Source organism: Microbacterium sp. MAH-37 (assembly GCF_009758255.1).
In the GTDB taxonomy this organism is placed as follows: Bacteria; Actinomycetota; Actinomycetes; order Actinomycetales; family Microbacteriaceae; genus Microbacterium.
Genome location: NZ_WSEN01000002.1, coordinates 150,889 through 168,276 on the forward strand (window position 1 = coordinate 150,889; position 17,388 = coordinate 168,276).

27 protein-coding genes are annotated in these 17,388 nt (G+C 65.9%); all 27 read left to right on the forward strand.

The window, feature by feature from the left end; translation table 11 throughout:
* The first annotated feature begins 77 nt into the window (after nt 1-77).
* The 27 genes from fusA to map all read left to right on the forward strand — a co-directional run bounded on the left by fusA (nt 78) and on the right by map (nt 17,295).
* Nucleotides 78-2,192, forward strand: a complete 2,115-nt coding sequence (fusA, locus tag GON06_RS01195; RefSeq protein WP_332837052.1) for an elongation factor G — start codon at nt 78-80, stop codon at nt 2,190-2,192.
* Nucleotides 2,193-2,344: 152 nt separating this feature from the next.
* Nucleotides 2,345-3,538, forward strand: coding sequence for an elongation factor Tu (tuf, locus tag GON06_RS01200; RefSeq protein ID WP_332837053.1), 1,194 nt, complete (start codon nt 2,345-2,347; stop codon nt 3,536-3,538).
* Nucleotides 3,539-3,675: 137 nt separating this feature from the next.
* On the forward strand, nt 3,676-3,969 hold the full coding sequence (locus GON06_RS01205) for an antitoxin (RefSeq protein ID WP_232528024.1): 294 nt from the start codon (nt 3,676-3,678) through the stop codon (nt 3,967-3,969).
* 75 nt (nt 3,970-4,044) lie between these two features.
* Entirely contained in the window at nt 4,045-4,545 is a 501-nt protein-coding gene (locus tag GON06_RS01210; protein ID WP_157310491.1) for a hypothetical protein, read from the forward strand.
* Nucleotides 4,546-4,892: 347 nt separating this feature from the next.
* Nucleotides 4,893-5,201, forward strand: a complete 309-nt coding sequence (gene rpsJ / locus GON06_RS01215) for a 30S ribosomal protein S10 (RefSeq protein ID WP_106816553.1) — start codon at nt 4,893-4,895, stop codon at nt 5,199-5,201.
* An 8-nt stretch (nt 5,202-5,209) separates the two neighbouring features.
* Nucleotides 5,210-5,869, forward strand: coding sequence for a 50S ribosomal protein L3 (gene rplC, locus GON06_RS01220; protein ID WP_116241739.1), 660 nt, complete (start codon nt 5,210-5,212; stop codon nt 5,867-5,869).
* 2 nt (nt 5,870-5,871) lie between these two features.
* On the forward strand, nt 5,872-6,534 hold the full coding sequence (gene rplD / locus GON06_RS01225) for a 50S ribosomal protein L4 (protein ID WP_157310492.1): 663 nt from the start codon (nt 5,872-5,874) through the stop codon (nt 6,532-6,534).
* Complete coding sequence (gene rplW, locus GON06_RS01230; protein WP_116241741.1) at nt 6,531-6,854, forward strand: 50S ribosomal protein L23; 324 nt, start codon at nt 6,531-6,533, stop codon at nt 6,852-6,854. The genes rplD and rplW overlap by 4 nt, the downstream gene beginning before the upstream one ends.
* A 20-nt stretch (nt 6,855-6,874) precedes the next feature.
* Entirely contained in the window at nt 6,875-7,714 is an 840-nt protein-coding gene (rplB, locus tag GON06_RS01235) for a 50S ribosomal protein L2 (RefSeq protein WP_157310493.1), read from the forward strand.
* A gap of 12 nt (nt 7,715-7,726) precedes the next feature.
* Nucleotides 7,727-8,008 (forward strand): 30S ribosomal protein S19, encoded by a 282-nt coding sequence (gene rpsS, locus GON06_RS01240; RefSeq protein ID WP_116241743.1) that lies wholly within the window; start codon nt 7,727-7,729, stop codon nt 8,006-8,008.
* 34 nt (nt 8,009-8,042) lie between these two features.
* Nucleotides 8,043-8,441 (forward strand): 50S ribosomal protein L22, encoded by a 399-nt coding sequence (gene rplV, locus GON06_RS01245; RefSeq protein ID WP_116241744.1) that lies wholly within the window; start codon nt 8,043-8,045, stop codon nt 8,439-8,441.
* Entirely contained in the window at nt 8,441-9,205 is a 765-nt protein-coding gene (gene rpsC / locus GON06_RS01250) for a 30S ribosomal protein S3 (protein WP_116241745.1), read from the forward strand. The genes rplV and rpsC overlap by 1 nt, the downstream gene beginning before the upstream one ends.
* Complete coding sequence (rplP, locus tag GON06_RS01255; RefSeq protein WP_157310494.1) at nt 9,205-9,624, forward strand: 50S ribosomal protein L16; 420 nt, start codon at nt 9,205-9,207, stop codon at nt 9,622-9,624. Before rpsC ends, rplP begins: the two co-directional genes overlap by 1 nt.
* Nucleotides 9,624-9,938, forward strand: coding sequence for a 50S ribosomal protein L29 (rpmC, locus tag GON06_RS18910; protein WP_116241747.1), 315 nt, complete (start codon nt 9,624-9,626; stop codon nt 9,936-9,938). Before rplP ends, rpmC begins: the two co-directional genes overlap by 1 nt.
* The gene (rpsQ, locus tag GON06_RS01265; protein WP_157310495.1) at nt 9,938-10,237 is read left to right on the forward strand and encodes a 30S ribosomal protein S17; all 300 of its coding nucleotides are present in this window, start codon (nt 9,938-9,940) and stop codon (nt 10,235-10,237) included. The genes rpmC and rpsQ overlap by 1 nt, the downstream gene beginning before the upstream one ends.
* Nucleotides 10,234-10,602, forward strand: a complete 369-nt coding sequence (gene rplN / locus GON06_RS01270; protein ID WP_116241749.1) for a 50S ribosomal protein L14 — start codon at nt 10,234-10,236, stop codon at nt 10,600-10,602. Before rpsQ ends, rplN begins: the two co-directional genes overlap by 4 nt.
* A 2-nt stretch (nt 10,603-10,604) precedes the next feature.
* Entirely contained in the window at nt 10,605-10,964 is a 360-nt protein-coding gene (gene rplX / locus GON06_RS01275; protein WP_116241750.1) for a 50S ribosomal protein L24, read from the forward strand.
* A complete protein-coding gene (gene rplE, locus GON06_RS01280; RefSeq protein ID WP_116241751.1) occupies nt 10,964-11,554 on the forward strand; it encodes a 50S ribosomal protein L5 in 591 nt (196 codons plus the stop codon). Before rplX ends, rplE begins: the two co-directional genes overlap by 1 nt.
* 132 nt (nt 11,555-11,686) lie before the next feature.
* A complete protein-coding gene (gene rpsH, locus GON06_RS01285) occupies nt 11,687-12,085 on the forward strand; it encodes a 30S ribosomal protein S8 (RefSeq protein ID WP_116241752.1) in 399 nt (132 codons plus the stop codon).
* A 6-nt stretch (nt 12,086-12,091) separates the two neighbouring features.
* Nucleotides 12,092-12,628, forward strand: a complete 537-nt coding sequence (gene rplF, locus GON06_RS01290) for a 50S ribosomal protein L6 (RefSeq protein WP_157310496.1) — start codon at nt 12,092-12,094, stop codon at nt 12,626-12,628.
* 2 nt (nt 12,629-12,630) lie between these two features.
* Nucleotides 12,631-12,990 carry a 50S ribosomal protein L18 gene (rplR, locus tag GON06_RS01295; protein ID WP_116241754.1) on the forward strand — a complete coding sequence of 120 codons (360 nt, stop codon included), beginning with the start codon at nt 12,631-12,633 and terminating at the stop codon, nt 12,988-12,990.
* Nucleotides 12,987-13,679 carry a 30S ribosomal protein S5 gene (gene rpsE, locus GON06_RS18915; protein ID WP_116241755.1) on the forward strand — a complete coding sequence of 231 codons (693 nt, stop codon included), beginning with the start codon at nt 12,987-12,989 and terminating at the stop codon, nt 13,677-13,679. Before rplR ends, rpsE begins: the two co-directional genes overlap by 4 nt.
* A complete protein-coding gene (gene rpmD, locus GON06_RS01305) occupies nt 13,679-13,864 on the forward strand; it encodes a 50S ribosomal protein L30 (RefSeq protein WP_157310497.1) in 186 nt (61 codons plus the stop codon). The genes rpsE and rpmD overlap by 1 nt, the downstream gene beginning before the upstream one ends.
* Nucleotides 13,864-14,424 carry a 50S ribosomal protein L15 gene (rplO, locus tag GON06_RS01310; protein ID WP_157310498.1) on the forward strand — a complete coding sequence of 187 codons (561 nt, stop codon included), beginning with the start codon at nt 13,864-13,866 and terminating at the stop codon, nt 14,422-14,424. Before rpmD ends, rplO begins: the two co-directional genes overlap by 1 nt.
* A gap of 114 nt (nt 14,425-14,538) precedes the next feature.
* Nucleotides 14,539-15,861, forward strand: coding sequence for a preprotein translocase subunit SecY (gene secY / locus GON06_RS01315; protein WP_157310499.1), 1,323 nt, complete (start codon nt 14,539-14,541; stop codon nt 15,859-15,861).
* Nucleotides 15,858-16,466, forward strand: coding sequence for an adenylate kinase (locus GON06_RS01320; protein ID WP_157310500.1), 609 nt, complete (start codon nt 15,858-15,860; stop codon nt 16,464-16,466). The genes secY and GON06_RS01320 overlap by 4 nt, the downstream gene beginning before the upstream one ends.
* 1 nt (nt 16,467) lies before the next feature.
* Entirely contained in the window at nt 16,468-17,295 is an 828-nt protein-coding gene (map, locus tag GON06_RS01325; protein WP_332837054.1) for a type I methionyl aminopeptidase, read from the forward strand.
* The last annotated feature ends 93 nt before the right edge of the window (nt 17,296-17,388 follow it).

Here is a 17,388-nt window from a genome sequence, read left to right on the forward strand (position 1 = left end):
CGCCGGTCCCCGGTCACACGCCGGGGACCGGCATCCACTCTTCGCAGTACCACTGCTCGACAGATAAGGACACTCCTGTGGCACAAGACGTGCTCACCGACCTGAGCAAGGTCCGCAACATCGGCATCATGGCGCACATCGATGCCGGAAAGACCACGACGACCGAGCGCATCCTGTTCTACACGGGCGTCAACCACAAGCTGGGCGAGACCCACGACGGCGCGTCGACGACCGACTGGATGGAGCAGGAGAAGGAGCGCGGCATCACGATCACGTCTGCCGCCGTGACCTGCTTCTGGAACAAGAACCAGATCAACATCATCGACACCCCGGGCCACGTGGACTTCACCGTCGAGGTGGAGCGCTCGCTCCGCGTCCTCGACGGCGCCGTCGCCGTCTTCGACGGCAAGGAGGGCGTCGAGCCCCAGTCCGAGACCGTGTGGCGTCAGGCCGACAAGTACGGCGTGCCCCGCATCTGCTTCGTCAACAAGATGGACAAGCTCGGCGCTGACTTCTACTACACCGTCGACACGATCATCAGCCGCCTGGGCGCCAAGCCGCTCGTGCTGCAGCTGCCGATCGGCGCCGAGAACGACTTCGTCGGTGTCGTCGACCTCATCGAGATGCGGGCGCTGGTCTGGCCTGGCGACGCCAAGGGTGACGTGACCATGGGCGCCTCCTACGAGGTCCAGGAGATCCCCGCCGACCTCCAGGCCAAGGCCGAGGAGTACCGCCAGCAGCTGCTGGAGACCGTCGCCGAGACCGACGAGGAGCTTCTGGAGAAGTTCTTCGGCGGCGAGGAGCTCACCGTCGCCGAGATCAAGGGCGCGATCCGTAAGCTCGTCGTCGACGACGCGATCTACCCCGTGCTCTGCGGCTCCGCGTTCAAGAACCGCGGCGTGCAGCCGATGCTGGACGCTGTCGTCGACTTCCTGCCGTCCCCGCTGGACGTGCCCGCCATCGAGGCGCACGACCCGAAGGACGAAGAGAAGATCATCGAGCGTCACCCCGACGCGAAGGACCCCTTCGCCGCGCTGGCCTTCAAGGTCGCCGTGCACCCGTTCTTCGGTCGTCTGACCTACGTGCGCGTCTACTCGGGTGAGCTCGAGTCCGGCTCGCAGGTCATCAACTCGACCAAGGGCAAGAAGGAGCGCATCGGAAAGATCTTCCAGATGCACGCCAACAAGGAGAACCCGGTCGACAAGCTGACCGCCGGAAACATCTACGCCGTCATCGGCCTGAAGGACACCACCACTGGTGACACCCTGGCCGACATGGCGCAGCCGGTCGTCCTCGAGTCGATGACGTTCCCGGAGCCGGTGATCGAGGTCGCCATCGAGCCGAAGACCAAGGCCGACCAGGAGAAGCTGGGTGTCGCCATCCAGAAGCTCGCTGAGGAGGACCCGACCTTCCGCACGGAGCTCAACCCCGAGACCGGTCAGACGACCATCAAGGGCATGGGCGAGCTGCACCTCGACATCCTCGTGGACCGTATGAAGCGCGAGTTCAAGGTCGAGGCGAACGTCGGCAAGCCGCAGGTGGCGTACCGCGAGACGATCAAGAAGGCCGTCGAGAAGCACGACTACACCCACAAGAAGCAGACGGGTGGATCGGGCCAGTTCGCGAAGATCCAGTTCACCATCGAGCCCCTCGAGCTCGACTCGGAGAAGACCTACGAGTTCGAGAACAAGGTCACCGGTGGTCGCATCCCGCGCGAGTACATCGAGCCGACCAACCAGGGCTTCCAGGACGCCATGGCGACCGGTGCGCTGGCGGGCTACCCGATGGTGGGCGTGAAGGCGATCCTCATCGACGGTGCCTCGCACGACGTCGACTCCTCGGAGATGGCGTTCAAGATCGCCGGTTCGATGGGCTTCAAGGAGGCCGTCCGCCGTGCGAACCCGGTGCTGCTCGAGCCGCTGATGGCCGTCGAGGTCCGTACTCCCGAGGAGTACATGGGCGACGTCATCGGCGACCTGAACTCGCGTCGTGGCCAGATCCAGTCGATGGAGGACGCCCAGGGCGTCAAGGTCGTCCGTGCGTCGGTGCCGCTGTCCGAGATGTTCGGCTACATCGGCGACCTGCGCTCGAAGACCTCGGGCCGTGCCGTCTACTCGATGGAGTTCGAGTCCTACGCCGAGGTGCCCCGCGCCGTGGCGGACGAGATCGTCCAGAAGACCAAGGGCGAGTAAGCCCTTGTCCGGGATGCCGCTTCGCGGCGGCGTCCCGGACGTCCTACAACTTCACATTCCCTCTCTACTAAACTGAGAAACCGAAATCTGTAGGGAGCCGGTCACAATCCAGTGCCCGGCGATCTCTACACGAACGTCCTGAGGAGGACCAAGTGGCCAAGGCCAAGTTCGAGCGGACCAAGCCGCACGTCAACATCGGAACGATCGGTCACGTCGACCACGGCAAGACCACGCTCACCGCTGCGATCTCGAAGGTGCTCGCCGACAAGTACCCGTCCGACGTCAACGTCGTTCGTGACTTCTCGACCATCGACTCCGCTCCGGAGGAGCGTCAGCGCGGTATCACGATCAACATCTCGCACGTCGAGTACGAGACCCCGAAGCGTCACTACGCTCACGTCGACGCGCCGGGTCACGCCGACTACATCAAGAACATGATCACCGGTGCCGCTCAGATGGACGGCGCGATCCTCGTGGTCGCCGCCACCGACGGCATGATGGCGCAGACCAAGGAGCACATCCTGCTCGCCAAGCAGGTCGGCGTCCCCTACCTGCTGGTCGCGCTGAACAAGTCCGACATGGTCGACGACGAGGAGATCCTCGAGCTCGTCGAGATGGAGGTCCGCGAGGAGCTCTCCAAGAACGACTTCGACGGTGATAACGCTCCTGTCGTCCGCGTCTCGGGCCTGAAGGCTCTCGAGGGCGACGAGAAGTGGGTCGAGTCGATCGTCGAGCTGATGAACGCCGTCGACGAGCACGTTCCGGACCCGGTGCGTGACCGCGACAAGCCGTTCCTGATGCCGATCGAGGACGTCTTCACGATCACCGGTCGTGGCACCGTCGTCACCGGTCGCGCCGAGCGCGGCACCCTGGCGATCAACTCCGAGGTCGAGATCGTGGGCCTGCGCCCGACGCAGAAGACCACGGTCACCGGTATCGAGATGTTCCACAAGCAGCTCGACGAGGCATGGGCCGGCGAGAACTGCGGTCTGCTGCTCCGCGGCACCAAGCGCGAGGACGTCGAGCGCGGCCAGGTCGTCGTGAAGCCGGGCTCGATCACCCCGCACACGGAGTTCGAGGGCACCGCGTACATCCTCAACAAGAACGAGGGTGGCCGCCACAACCCCTTCTACACGAACTACCGCCCGCAGTTCTACTTCCGCACCACCGACGTCACCGGCGTCATCTCGCTGCCCGAGGGCACCGAGATGGTCATGCCCGGTGACACCACCGACATGTCGGTCGAGCTGATCCAGCCGATCGCCATGGAGGAGGGCCTCGGCTTCGCGATCCGTGAGGGTGGCCGCACCGTCGGCGCCGGCACGGTCACGAAGATCGTGAAGTAATCTCTCTCTGAGATCGGAGGGGTCGGACCTACGGGTCCGGCCCCTTTGTCATGCCCGGGGTTCCCAATTCCTGCGGCGACCGGCAGAATGGCCGTGGCCGGCGTCCGCCGGTGAACCGACCTGGAGGGGAGCCCACCATGGCAGACGAGAATCAGGCCGCGGACGCGGTGAACAAGGTGAAGGAGTTCTTCGAGCAGAACGCCGACAAGCTCGGCGGCGCTGCGGACGACGCCCTCGCCAAGGCCAAGACGTTCTACGAGGAGAACAAGGACAAGGTCGACGAGGCTCTGAAGAGCGAGCAGGCCGAGGGGATCAGCGACAACGTCCTGGACACTCTCGCGGGGCTCGCGAAGAAGATCCTTCCCGAGGACCAGGCAGGCAAGATCGACGAGGTGCGGGGCAACCTCGACAAGGCCGTCGGTCACGAGTGACTCCTCCGGAACGGCGGGATGCTGCGGCATCCCGCCGTTTTCGCATCTCCGGGTGGGCTGTGAAAGACTCGGCTCATGACTGGGGAAGACACGAGTACGGGGGTGCGGCGTCGCACGGTGCTCAAGGGCGCGGCGTGGTCGGTGCCGGTCGCAGCCGTCGCAGTCGCCGTTCCGGCCCGGGCGGCAAGCGGGTGTGTCGACTGCGAGGACTACGCGATCACGCAGACGCTCGAGAAGGAGACCGGAGCGTGGCAGTACAAGGACACGATCGCGATCACCCATTGCGGCGATCCGGTGTCCGTGCAGGGGGCCGTGGTCCTCGTGAAGTTCGACGATCCCGACGAGGTCAAGACGACGACTGACGCGCACAACTGCTCTCCGAGTTACGATCCCGCGACCGCCACCCTCACTGTGACGGGCAATGCCGACGCGACATTCATGGACTTCGCCGTCAGCTTCAACACGCAGGGAGCGTCCGACCGGGACATCACAGGCAACGTCACCGTTCTTGTGCCAGGCTGCACGGATCCGGTCATCGTCGCTCAGCCTTTCGTCTTCCACGCGATCAAGCAGTGAGGGACCGAAGCGTGAACCGCGGAACGACGCGCGACACGCCCGGGTTTGCAGTAGTCGAATCCGGCATGGCAGAATAGACAGGTTCCACATTCCTGCGCTCTGCGCGGGATCACTGCCAGGCAGTGCATAGACGGCATCCGATCCTCGTGATTCGGCGTGCAGGGATCTAGGCCGCGGGCAGCAGAACATCTCCTACTCGAAGACGCGGGCACCCGATGCCGGCGTCTTCCGTGTGAAAAGAGAACAGGGTGCGCAAGCGCCAGGCGCAACAGCGCCGACGTGCGTCCAATGCCCCCGGGTCCACCTGGCCCGGTGAGGTAAGACGCTTATAGAGAGTGAGCAGACAAATGGCGGGACAGAAGATCCGCATTCGCCTGAAGTCGTATGACCACGAGGTGATCGACTCGTCGGCACGCAAGATCGTCGACACCGTGACCCGTGCGGGCGCGACCGTCGTGGGCCCCGTGCCCCTTCCGACGGAGAAGAACGTGATCGCAGTGATCCGTTCGCCGCACAAGTACAAGGACAGCCGCGAGCACTTCGAGATGCGCACCCACAAGCGTCTGATCGACATCGTCGACCCGACGCCGAAGGCTGTCGACTCGCTGATGCGTCTCGACCTGCCGGCCGATGTCAACATCGAGATCAAGCTCTGAGGTTCGACATGGTTGACATCAACAACAAGGTTTCCAAGGCCCTGCTCGGCACCAAGCTCGGCATGACTCAGGTCTGGGACGAGAACGGCAAGCTCGTTCCCGTCACCGTGATCGAGATCGCCCCGAACGTGGTCACGCAGGTCCGCACGCCCGAGAAGGACGGCTACAACGCCGTTCAGATCGCCTACGGCCAGATCGACCCCCGCAAGGTCACCCAGCCGCTCGCGAAGCACTTCGAGGCCGCCGGCGTCACGCCGCGCCGCCACGTCACCGAGATCCGCACTGCGGATGCTGCTGACTACTCACTCGGTCAGGAGCTCACGGTCGACGGCACCTTCGAGGCCGGCCAGCTCGTCGACGTCGTCGGCACGAGCAAGGGCAAGGGCTTCGCCGGTGTCATGAAGCGCCACAACTTCAAGGGCGTCTCCGCCTCGCACGGTGCGCACCGCAACCACCGCAAGCCCGGCTCGATCGGCGCCTCGGCAACCCCGAGCCGCGTGTTCAAGGGCATGCGTATGGCCGGTCGCATGGGTGGCGAGCGCGTCACCGTCCTCAACCTGAAGGTGCACGCCATCGACGCCGAGAAGGGACTCATGCTCGTCAAGGGCGCCGTCCCCGGTGCTCGCGGCCGCATCGTCTACGTCCGCAACGCAGTGAAGGGTGCCTGAACATGGCTGACTCGACTCTCGCGCTCGACGTCCTGAAGGCAGACGGCAAGAAGGCCGGCTCGATCGAGCTGCCTGCCGCGCTGTTCGACGTCAAGACGAACATCCCGCTCATCCACCAGGTCGTCGTCGCGCAGCTCGCGGCGGCTCGCCAGGGCACCCACTCGACCAAGCGTCGCGGTGAGGTCTCCGGTGCCGGCCGCAAGCCCTTCAAGCAGAAGGGCACGGGTAACGCCCGTCAGGGTTCGATCCGCGCGCCGCACATGACCGGTGGTGGCATCGTGCACGGACCGAAGCCGCGCGACTACTCGCAGCGCACCCCCAAGAAGATGATCGCCGCCGCCCTGCTGGGTGCGCTGAGCGACCGCTTCCGCGGTGAGCGTCTGCACGCCGTCGAGAACTTCGGCATCGAGGGCACGCCCTCGACCAAGGCCGCGGCAGCGCTGATCGCGCAGGTCTCGCCGTCGAAGAACGTCCTGATCGTCACCGAGCGCGGCGACGACCTGACGCTGCTCAGCGTGCGCAACCTCTCCGAGGTGCACGTGCTGACGTTCGACCAGCTGAACGCCTATGACGTGCTCGTCGCCGACGACATCGTCTTCACCCAGGCCGCTCTCGAGGGCTTCATCGCCTCGAAGACCGGCGCAACCGAGGAGGTCTCGGCATGACCGAGCAGGCAAGCGCCCTCTCCGCGGCCTTCAACAAGGACCCGCGCGACATCATCCTGGGCCCGGTGGTCTCCGAGAAGAGCTACGGCCTGATCGACGAGGGCAAGTACACGTTCTACGTGGACACCCGCGCCTCGAAGACCGAGATCAAGCTCGCCATCGAGAAGATCTTCGGCGTCAAGGTCGCCGCGGTGAACACTCTCAACCGCGCCGGCAAGGCCCGCCGCACCCGCTTCGGCACCGGCAAGCGCAAGGACACCAAGCGCGCCATCGTCACGCTGAAGTCCGGCACCATCGACATCTTCACGGCAGTCGGCTGACCGGGGGATAAGGACTAAACATGGCTATTCGCAAGTACAAGCCCACGACCCCTGGTCGCCGCGGTTCGTCTGTGGCCGACTTCGCCGAGATCACCCGATCGACGCCGGAGAAGTCGCTGCTGCGTCCGCTGAGCAAGACCGGTGGCCGCAACAACCAGGGCCGCATCACCACCCGTCACATCGGTGGTGGCCACAAGCGTCAGTACCGCGTCATCGACTTCCGTCGCAATGACAAGGACGGCATCAACGCCAAGGTCGCGCACATCGAGTACGACCCCAACCGCACCGCGCGCATCGCGCTGCTGCACTACTTCGACGGCGAGAAGCGCTACATCATCGCGCCGAACAAGCTGAAGCAGGGCGACATCGTCGAGTCGGGTCCCTCGGCCGACATCAAGCCGGGCAACAACCTGCCGCTGAAGAACATCCCCACCGGTACCGTGATCCACGCGATCGAGCTGCGTCCCGGCGGCGGTGCGAAGATGGCCCGTTCGGCCGGCGCCTCCGTGCGTCTGGTCGCGAAGGACGGCCCCTACGCTCAGCTGCGTCTGCCCTCGGGCGAGATCCGCAACGTCGACGCGCGCTGCCGTGCGACGATCGGCGAGGTCGGCAACGCCGAGCAGTCGAACATCAACTGGGGCAAGGCCGGCCGCAACCGCTGGAAGGGCATCCGCCCGACCGTCCGTGGTGTCGCCATGAACCCGGTCGACCACCCGCACGGTGGTGGTGAGGGCAAGACCTCCGGTGGACGTCACCCCGTCTCCCCGTGGGGCCAGGCTGAGGGCCGCACCCGTCACGCCAACAAGGAAAGCGACAAGTACATCGTGCGTCGCCGTACCGCTGGCAAGAAGCGCAAGTAGGAGTAGAGGAAGATGCCACGCAGTCTGAAGAAGGGCCCCTTCGTCGACGAGCACCTGCTTCGCAAGGTGATCGGTCAGAACGAAGCCGGTACGAAGAACGTCATCAAGACCTGGTCGCGCCGGTCGATGATCATCCCCGCCATGCTGGGACACACCATCGCCGTCCACGACGGTCGCAAGCACATCCCCGTGTTCGTGACCGAGACCATGGTCGGCCACAAGCTGGGCGAGTTCGCGCCCACCCGCACCTTCCGCGGCCACGAGAAGGACGACAAGAAGGGCCGTCGCCGCTGACGCGGCGACTGTCTGAGAGACAGAGGAGAGAGAAATGGTGGAGTCCATCGCACGTGTGCGACACATCCGCGTGACCCCTCAGAAGGCTCGTCGTGTCGTCGCGCTCATCAAGGGCAAGCAGGCTCAGGAGGCCCTGGCCATCCTGAAGTTCGCTCCGCAGAGCGCCAGCGAGCCGATCTACAAGCTTGTCGCGTCGGCCATGGCCAACGCGCAGGTGAAGGCTGATCGTGACGGCGAGTACCTCGACGAGCAGGACCTGTACGTGAAGAACGCGTACGTCGACGAGGGCACGACGCTCAAGCGTTTCCAGCCCCGCGCCCAGGGTCGTGCTTTCCAGATCAAGAAGCGCACGAGCCACATCACGGTCGTGCTGGCGACCCCCGAGGTCGCCGAGGCGGCTCCGGCCGCCGAGACGAAGAAGGCGAGCAAGTAATGGGCCAGAAGGTCAACCCGTACGGCTTCCGCCTCGGCATCACGACCGACCACGTGTCGCGTTGGTTCTCGGACTCGACGAAGCCCGGCCAGCGTTACGCCGACTACGTCGCCGAGGACATCAAGATCCGCAAGCTGCTGCAGACGCAGCTCGACCGTGCCGGTGTGTCCGGCATCGAGATCGAGCGCACCCGTGACCGCGTGCGTGTGGACATCCACACCGCTCGTCCGGGTATCGTCATCGGCCGCCGCGGCGCCGAGGCCGAGCGCATCCGCGCCGACCTCGAGAAGCTCACCGGCAAGCAGATCCAGCTGAACATCCTCGAGGTCAAGAACCCCGAGGCCGACGCTCAGCTGGTCGCGCAGGGCATCGCCGAGCAGCTCTCTGCTCGCGTGGCGTTCCGTCGCGCGATGCGCAAGGGTCTGCAGGGCGCTCAGCGCGCCGGCGCCAAGGGCATCCGCATCCAGGTCTCCGGCCGCCTCGGCGGCGCGGAGATGAGCCGCTCGGAGTTCTACCGCGAGGGTCGTGTGCCGCTGCACACGCTGCGCGCGAACATCGACTACGGCTTCTACGAGGCCAAGACCACCTTCGGCCGCATCGGCGTGAAGGTCTGGATCTACAAGGGCGACCTCACCAACAAGGAGCTTGCTCGTGAGCAGGCCAACCAGAAGCCTTCGCGCGAGCGTGGCGACCGTCGTGGCCCCCGTGGCGACCGCGGTGACCGTCGCAACGAGGCTCCCGTCGCAGAAGGAGCGTCTGCCTGATGCTTATCCCTCGTAAGGTCAAGTACCGCAAGCAGCACCACCCGAAGCGCACGGGTCAGGCCACCGGTGGCACGAAGGTCTCCTTCGGCGAGTTCGGTATCCAGGCTCTCACCCCCGCCTACGTGACCAACCGTCAGATCGAGGCAGCTCGTATCGCGATGACCCGTCACATCAAGCGTGGTGGAAAGGTGTGGATCAACATCTACCCCGACCGTCCGCTCACCAAGAAGCCTGCTGAGACCCGCATGGGTTCCGGTAAGGGTTCCCCCGAGTGGTGGGTCGCCAACGTCAAGCCGGGTCGCGTCCTCTTCGAGGTCGCGGGCGTGAACGAGGAGCTCGCACGCGAGGCCCTCACCCGAGCAATCCACAAGCTGCCTCTCAAGGCACGCATCATCAAGCGCGAGGAGGGCGACGCGTAATGGCGATCGGCACCAAGGAGCTCGCTCCGGCAGAGCTCGACACGTTCGAAGACCAGCGCCTCGTCGAGGAGCTGCGCAAGGCCAAGGAGGAGCTGTTCAACCTCCGTTTCCAGTCGGCCACCGGCCAGCTGGAGAGCCACGGCCGCATCCGCACCGTGAAGCGCGACATCGCGCGCCTCTACACCGTCATCCGTGAGCGCGAGCTCGGCATCCGTGCGACGCCGGCTCCGGTCGAGGCGCCGGCGAAGAAGGCGTCCAAGGCGAAGGCGAAGAAGGCCGAAGAGGCTGAGGCGCCGAAGGAGGAGGCCGAGTAATGGCTGAGAAGAAGGCTGCTGAAGCCACCCCGGCCGTCGAGGCCGAGGCCCGCGGGTACCGCAAGGCGCGCCGTGGTTACGTCGTCAGCGACAAGATGGACAAGACCATCGTCGTCGAGGTCGAGGACCGCGTGAAGCACCCGCTGTACGGCAAGGTCATCCGCCGCACCTCGAAGGTCAAGGCGCACGACGAGAACAACACCGCCGGCATCGGCGACCTCGTCCTCATCAACGAGACCCGGCCGCTGAGCGCCACCAAGCGCTGGCGTCTGGTGGAGATTCTGGAGAAGGCCAAGTGATCCAGCAGGAGTCCCGCCTCAAGGTCGCCGACAACACCGGCGCGAAGGAGCTGCTCACCATCCGCGTTCTCGGTGGCTCGCGCCGCCGTTACGCCGGTCTCGGTGACACGATCGTCGCGACCGTCAAGGACGCGATCCCGGGCGGCAACGTCAAGAAGGGCGATGTGGTCAAGGCCGTCATCGTCCGCACCAAGAAGCAGACGCGTCGTGCAGACGGCTCGTACATCAAGTTCGACGAGAACGCCGCCGTGATCCTGAAGGCTGACGGGGAGCCCCGCGGCACCCGCATCTTCGGACCGGTCGGTCGTGAGCTTCGTGACAAGAAGTTCATGAAGATCGTCTCGCTCGCCCCGGAGGTCATCTGATCATGGCGAACATCAAGAAGGGCGACCTCGTCGAGGTCATCACCGGCCGCAAGCAGGACAAGGGCGGCGACCGTGGCAAGCAGGGCAAGGTCCTCGAGGTCCTCGTCGAGCAGAACCGCGTCGTCGTCGAGGGCGTGAACTACGTCACGAAGCACACCCGCGTCGGTCAGACCCAGCGCGGCACCAAGACCGGTGGCATCGAGACCGTCGAGGCGCCCATCCACATTTCCAACGTCGCACTCGTCGACCCCTCGACCAAGAAGCCGACCCGCGTCGGTCACCGCGTCGAGGAGCAGACGAAGGACGGCGTGAAGCGCACGGTCCGCGTGCGCTACGCGAAGAAGTCGGGTAAGGACATCTGATGAGCGACACCACTGCCGTGGAGGCTGGCAAGATCCAGCCCCGCCTCAAGCAGAAGTACAACACCGAGATCAAGAAGGCCCTGCAGGACGAGTTCGGCTACGTCAACGTCATGCAGATCCCCGGACTGGTCAAGGTCGTCGTCAACACCGGCGTCGGCGAGGCGGCTCGTGACTCCAAGGTGATCGATGGTGCGGTCGACGACCTCACCAAGATCACCGGTCAGAAGCCGATCGTCACCAAGGCTCGCAAGTCGATCGCGCAGTTCAAGCTGCGCGAGGGCCAGGCCATCGGCGCGCACGTCACCCTCCGCGGTGACCGCGCGTGGGAGTTCCTGGACCGCCTGGTGAACCTCGCACTGCCCCGCATCCGCGACTTCCGCGGACTGTCGGCCCAGCAGTTCGACGGCAACGGCAACTACACCTTCGGTCTCACGGAGCAGAGCGTGTTCCACGAGATCGACCAGGACAAGATCGACCGCGTCCGCGGTTTCGACATCACCGTGGTGACCTCGGCCAAGACGGATGACGAGGGCCGTGCGCTGCTGCGCCACCTCGGCTTCCCGTTCAAGGCCGCCGACGCCGCGGCGTGAGTCCTCGGGTGGGCTCGATGACATGGTCATCGGGCCCACCCGATTGCACGTACAATTGAAGATTGCGTGCTCATCGCAGGCCGTCTGTCGTGTAACGGCAGCCGGAACCTCAATGAACAAAGGAAAATCACAATGACAATGACAGACCCGGTCGCAGACATGCTGACCCGTCTGCGCAACGCGAACTCGGCGCACCACGACAGCGTGTCGCTCCCGTCGAGCAAGCTGAAGACGCACATCGCCGAGATCCTCCAGAAGGAGGGCTACATCGCCGGCTTCGAGGTGACCGACGCCCGCGTGGGCAAGACCCTCACGATGTCGCTCAAGTACGGTCCCAACCGTGAGCGCTCCATCGCCGGCATCAAGCGCGTTTCGAAGCCCGGCCTCCGCGTCTACGCGAAGTCCACTGAGCTTCCCAAGGTCCTCGGTGGCCTCGGCGTCGCCATCCTGTCCACCTCCTCCGGTCTTCTCACCGACCGTCAGGCCGAGCAGAAGGGCGTGGGCGGAGAAGTTCTCGCCTACGTGTGGTGACCTGAAATGTCGCGTATCGGACGACTTCCCATCGAGATCCCCGCGGGCGTGACCGTTTCGGTCGACGGCCGTGAGGTCGCGGTGAAGGGCCCCAAGGGTGAGCTCACCCTGCAGGTGGCCAGCCCCATCGAGGTCGCGGTCGAGGAGAACCAGGTTCTGGTCTCCCGTCCCGACGACGAGCGCGAGTCGCGGTCTCTCCACGGCCTGACCCGCACTCTCATCAACAACAACATCATCGGCGTCACCCAGGGCTACACCAAGGGCCTCGAGGTCGTCGGCACCGGTTACCGCGTGCAGCAGAAGGGCAACTCGATCGAGTTCGCTCTCGGCTTCTCGCACCCCGTGCTGGTCGACCCGCCCGAGGGAATCACCTTCGCGGTGGAGGGCACCAACAAGGTGACCGTCAGCGGCATCTCCAAGCAGGCCGTCGGCGAGGCGGCTGCGAACATCCGCAAGATCCGCAAGCCGGAGCCGTACAAGGGCAAGGGTGTGCGCTACGCCGGCGAGGTCGTGCGTCGCAAGGCCGGAAAGGCTGGTAAGTAACCATGGCTGTGAAGTCGAAGTCCGACGCCCGCGCGCGTCGTCACGCCCGTCTTCGCAAGAAGATCGTCGGCACCGAGGCGCGTCCGCGCCTGGTCGTCACCCGTTCGGCCCGCCACGTCTTCGTGCAGCTGGTCGACGACAGCAAGGGCCACACCGTGGCATCCGCATCGACGCTCGAGACCGAGCTGCGCACCTTCGACGGTGACAAGACCGCCAAGGCCCGCAAGGTCGGCGAGCTCGTCGCCGAGCGTGCGAAGGCCGTGGGCGTCTCCGAGGTCGTGTTCGACCGCGGTGGCAACCGCTACGCCGGCCGCGTCGCAGCGATCGCAGACGGCGCCCGCGAAGGGGGGCTGGCACTGTGAGTGACAACAAGGAGAACGAAGTGACCGAGCAGCAGCCCGCTGCCGAGGCTCAGGCGACTGAGCCGGCCCGCGAGCAGCGCGACAACCGTCGCGGTGGCCGCGGCGACCGCAACCAGGGTCGCGACCGCAACTCGCGCGACCGTGGCGACAACCAGTTCCTGGAGCGCGTCGTCACCATCAACCGCGTCTCGAAGGTCGTGAAGGGTGGTCGTCGCTTCAGCTTCACCGCTCTCGTGGTCGTCGGTGACGGCAACGGTCTGGTGGGCGTCGGCTACGGCAAGGCCCGCGAGGTCCCCCTGGCGATCTCGAAGGGTGTCGAAGAGGCCAAGCGCAACTTCTTCCGCGTCCCGCGCGTCGGCTCGACCATCCCGCACCCGGTGCAGGGCGAGTCCGCCGCCGGTGTGGTGCTGCTGCGTCCGGCTGCCGCCGGTACCGGTGTCATCGCCGGTGGTCCGGTCCGCGCCGTGCTCGAGTGCGCCGGTATCCACGACGTCCTGTCGAAGTCCCTCGGCTCGTCGAACACGATCAACATCGTGCACGCGACCGTGACCGCGCTGAAGGCTCTCGAGGAGCCCCGCGCCGTGGCCGCACGTCGTGGCCTCGACTACGACGCCGTCGTGCCGGAGATCATCATCCGCAACGAGGCGAAGGCCGCTGCGGCCGCCGCCGCACAGAAGGTGGGTGCCTGATGGCCGCTCGTCTGAAGGTGACCCAGGTCAAGTCCAAGGTGAGCGAGAAGCAGAACCAGCGCGACACGCTGCGTTCGCTCGGTCTCAAGAAGATCGGCGACTCGGTCGTCCGTCCCGATGACGCGCAGACGCGCGGCTACGTCCGGACCGTCGCTCACCTCGTCAAGGTTGAGGAGATCGACTAATGGCTGAGAAGAACGAAGCCGTCGAGGCCGAGAAGGTCGAGAAGAAGGCGCCGGCCAAGAAGCCCGCCGCCAAGAAGGCGCCCGCGAAGAAGACCGAGACGAAGGATGCTCCGGCGTCGCGTCCCGGCGTTCTGAAGGTGCACCACCTGCGTCCGGTCCCCGGCGCCAACACCGCGAAGACCCGTGTCGGTCGCGGTGAGGGCTCCAAGGGCAAGACCGCCGGCCGCGGCACCAAGGGCACCAAGGCCCGCAACACCGTCCGCGTCGGATTCGAGGGTGGGCAGATGCCGCTGCACATGCGCACCCCGAAGCTCCGCGGCTTCAAGAACCCGTTCCGCGTCGAGTACCAGGTCGTGAACCTGAACAAGCTCGCCGAGCTGTACCCGGCCGGTGGCGACGTCACCGTCAGCGACCTGGTCGCCAAGGGTGCCGTTCGCAAGAACGAGAAGGTCAAGGTCCTGGGCGACGGAGAGATCTCCGTCAAGCTCACGGTCTCGGTCGACAAGGTCTCGGGCAGCGCCGAGCAGAAGATCGTCGCCGCCGGCGGTTCCATCAAGTGACCGTCTGGTGACCAGCACCAGGAGGGGTCGGAGATTCTCCGGCCCCTCCTGTGCGTTACCCTGGACTTTCGGCCGCGAGTTCTAGGCCGGCATCCCCACTCAGGAGGAAAACTCTTGTTCAGCGCTATCGCGCGGATCGTCCGCACGCCCGACCTGCGGCGGAAGATCGGCTTCACCCTGGCGATCATCGCCCTCTACCGCCTGGGTTCGAACGTTCCCGCCCCCTTCGTGGACTTCCCCAATGTGGAGACGTGTCTCGCTGCCAGCGCCGGCACCGAGGGTCTCCTGGGGCTCGTCAACCTCTTCTCCGGCGGGGCCCTGCTCAAGCTGTCGATCTTCGCGCTCGGCGTCATGCCGTACATCACCGCGACGATCATCGTGCAGCTGCTGCGCGTCGTCATCCCGCACTTCGAGACGCTCCACAAGGAGGGTCAGGCGGGCCAGGCCAAGCTCACGCAGTACACCCGCTACCTGACCATCGCGCTCGCGCTGCTGCAGTCGACCACGCTGGTCACCGTCGCACGCAGCGGGCAGCTGTTCGGATCCGCGAGCGATCCGTCCTGCCAGGCGCTCCTCACCAACGACGTGTGGTGGGCGCAGCTGCTGATGATCTTCGCGCTGACCGCCGGCACCGGCCTGATCATGTGGTTCGCCGAGCTCGTCACCGAGCGCGGCATCGGCAACGGCATGTCGCTGCTGATCTTCACGTCGATCGCCGCCACCTTCCCGGCCGCCATGTGGGCGATCTGGGAGGCGAAGGGCTTCGAGGTCTTCCTCATGGTCCTCATCGTCGGCATCATCGTGATGGCGCTCGTCGTCTTCGTCGAGCAGTCGCAGCGCCGCATCCCGGTGCAGTACGCCAAGCGCATGGTGGGGCGTCGCACCTACGGCGGCACGAACACGTACATCCCGCTGAAGGTGAACATGGCGGGCGTGATCCCGATCATCTTCGCCTCTTCGCTGCTGTACATCCCGATGCTGATCGCGCAGTTCAACACCCCGACCGACGGCAGCGCGCCGCCCGAGTGGGTCACCTGGATCTCGCAGCACTTCACGACCGGTGACAGCCCGCTGTACATGCTGGTCTACTTCCTGCTGATCATCGGCTTCACCTACTTCTACGTGGCGATCACGTTCAACCCGGTCGAGGTCGCGGACAACATGAAGAAGTACGGCGGCTTCATCCCCGGCATCCGTGCCGGCCGGCCGACGGCCGAGTACCTCGACTACGTGCTGACGCGCATCACGTTCCCCGGCTCGCTCTACATCGGCCTGATCGCGCTGATCCCGCTGATCGCGCTGTCGACGGTCCAGGCCAACCAGAACTTCCCGTTCGGCGGCGCCTCGATCCTCATCATCGTGGGCGTCGGGCTCGAGACCGTGAAGCAGATCGACGCGCAGCTGCAGCAGCGCCATTACGAAGGGCTCCTCCGATGACGGCATCCGCACAGTCCACCGCTCGCCTCCTGATCGTGGGCCCGCAGGGCTCCGGCAAGGGCACGCAGGGCGTGCGCATCGCCGCCGCATACGGGATCCCCGTGGTCTCCACCGGCGACATCTTCCGCGCGAACATCAAGGCGGGCACCGAGCTGGGTCAGAAGGTCACCGCCATCCTGGATGCCGGCGACCTGGTGCCCGACGAGCTGACCAGCGAGATCGTGCGCGACCGCCTGTCGCAGGAGGATGCCGCGAACGGCTTCCTGCTGGACGGCTACCCGCGCAACACGCACCAGGTCGAGCACCTGGACGAGTTCCTGCAGGAGCACGGCCAGGCGCTCGACGCGGTCATCCTGCTGGACGTGCCGCGTGAGGAGAGCCTGACCCGCCTGCGCCTTCGGGCGACTGAGCAGGGCCGCTCCGACGACACCGACGAGGCCATCGCGCACCGCCTGGACATCTACGAGCACGAGACGGCCCCGATCATCTCGGTGTACGAGGCCCGTGGCATCGTCGACCGCATCGACGGCGTCGGCTCGCTCGACGACATCGCCGAGCGCATCGTCGCAGCGCTGGACGCCCGCGGCCTGCGCGTGCTGGTCTGACGTGTTCCGACGCTCGATCTACAAGTCGCCGGCTCAACTCCGGTCGATGGTCGAGCCCGGCCTGATCACGGCCGCGGCGCTCGACGAGGTGCGCACCCTCGTGCGTCCCGGCGTCACGACCGCCGAACTGGATGCTGCGGCATCCCGTGTCATCACCGGTCGCGGCGCGGAGTCGAACTTCCAGCTCGTGCGGGGATACCGGCACACGACCTGCATCTCGGTCAACGACCAGGTCGTGCACGGCATCCCCGGCGAGCGGGTGCTGCAGCCCGGCGACATCGTGTCGATCGACTGCGGAGCGCAGTACCAGGGCTGGAACGGCGACAGCGCCATCACGATCGTCGTGCCGGATGCCGCGCAGCCCGAGCTCGTCGCGCGCCGCGAGGAGCTCTCCCGCGTGACCGAGGGGTCGATGTGGGCGGGGATCGCCGCCATGTCGACCGCCACGCACATCGGCCAGCTCGGCGAGGCCATCCAGGGTTACATCGAGGCGCAGGGGGAGTACGGCATCCTGCGCGAGTACGTGGGCCACGGCATCGGCCGCAAGATGCACGAGTCGCCCAGCGTCTTCAACTACCGCACCCCGGACGCCGGTGCCGAGATCCGTCCGGGTCTGGTGCTGGCCATCGAGCCGATGGTCACCGCCGGGGGAGAGGCGACCTTCGTGGAGGACGACGACTGGACGGTCACGACCGTCGACGGCTCCGACGGCTCGCACTGGGAGCACAGCATCGCCCGCCACGAGGGCGGCATCTGGGTCCTGACCGCCCCCGACGGCGGCGCGGCCGGCCTCGCGCCCTTCGGCGTCACCCCCGTCCCGATTCCGTAGCGCTGCACGACTTTCACGCGAGACCCCGAGTTCTGCGTGAGACCCGCGTCTGGAACGTGGGTCTGACGCAGAATTCGGGGTCTCGTCATGCGG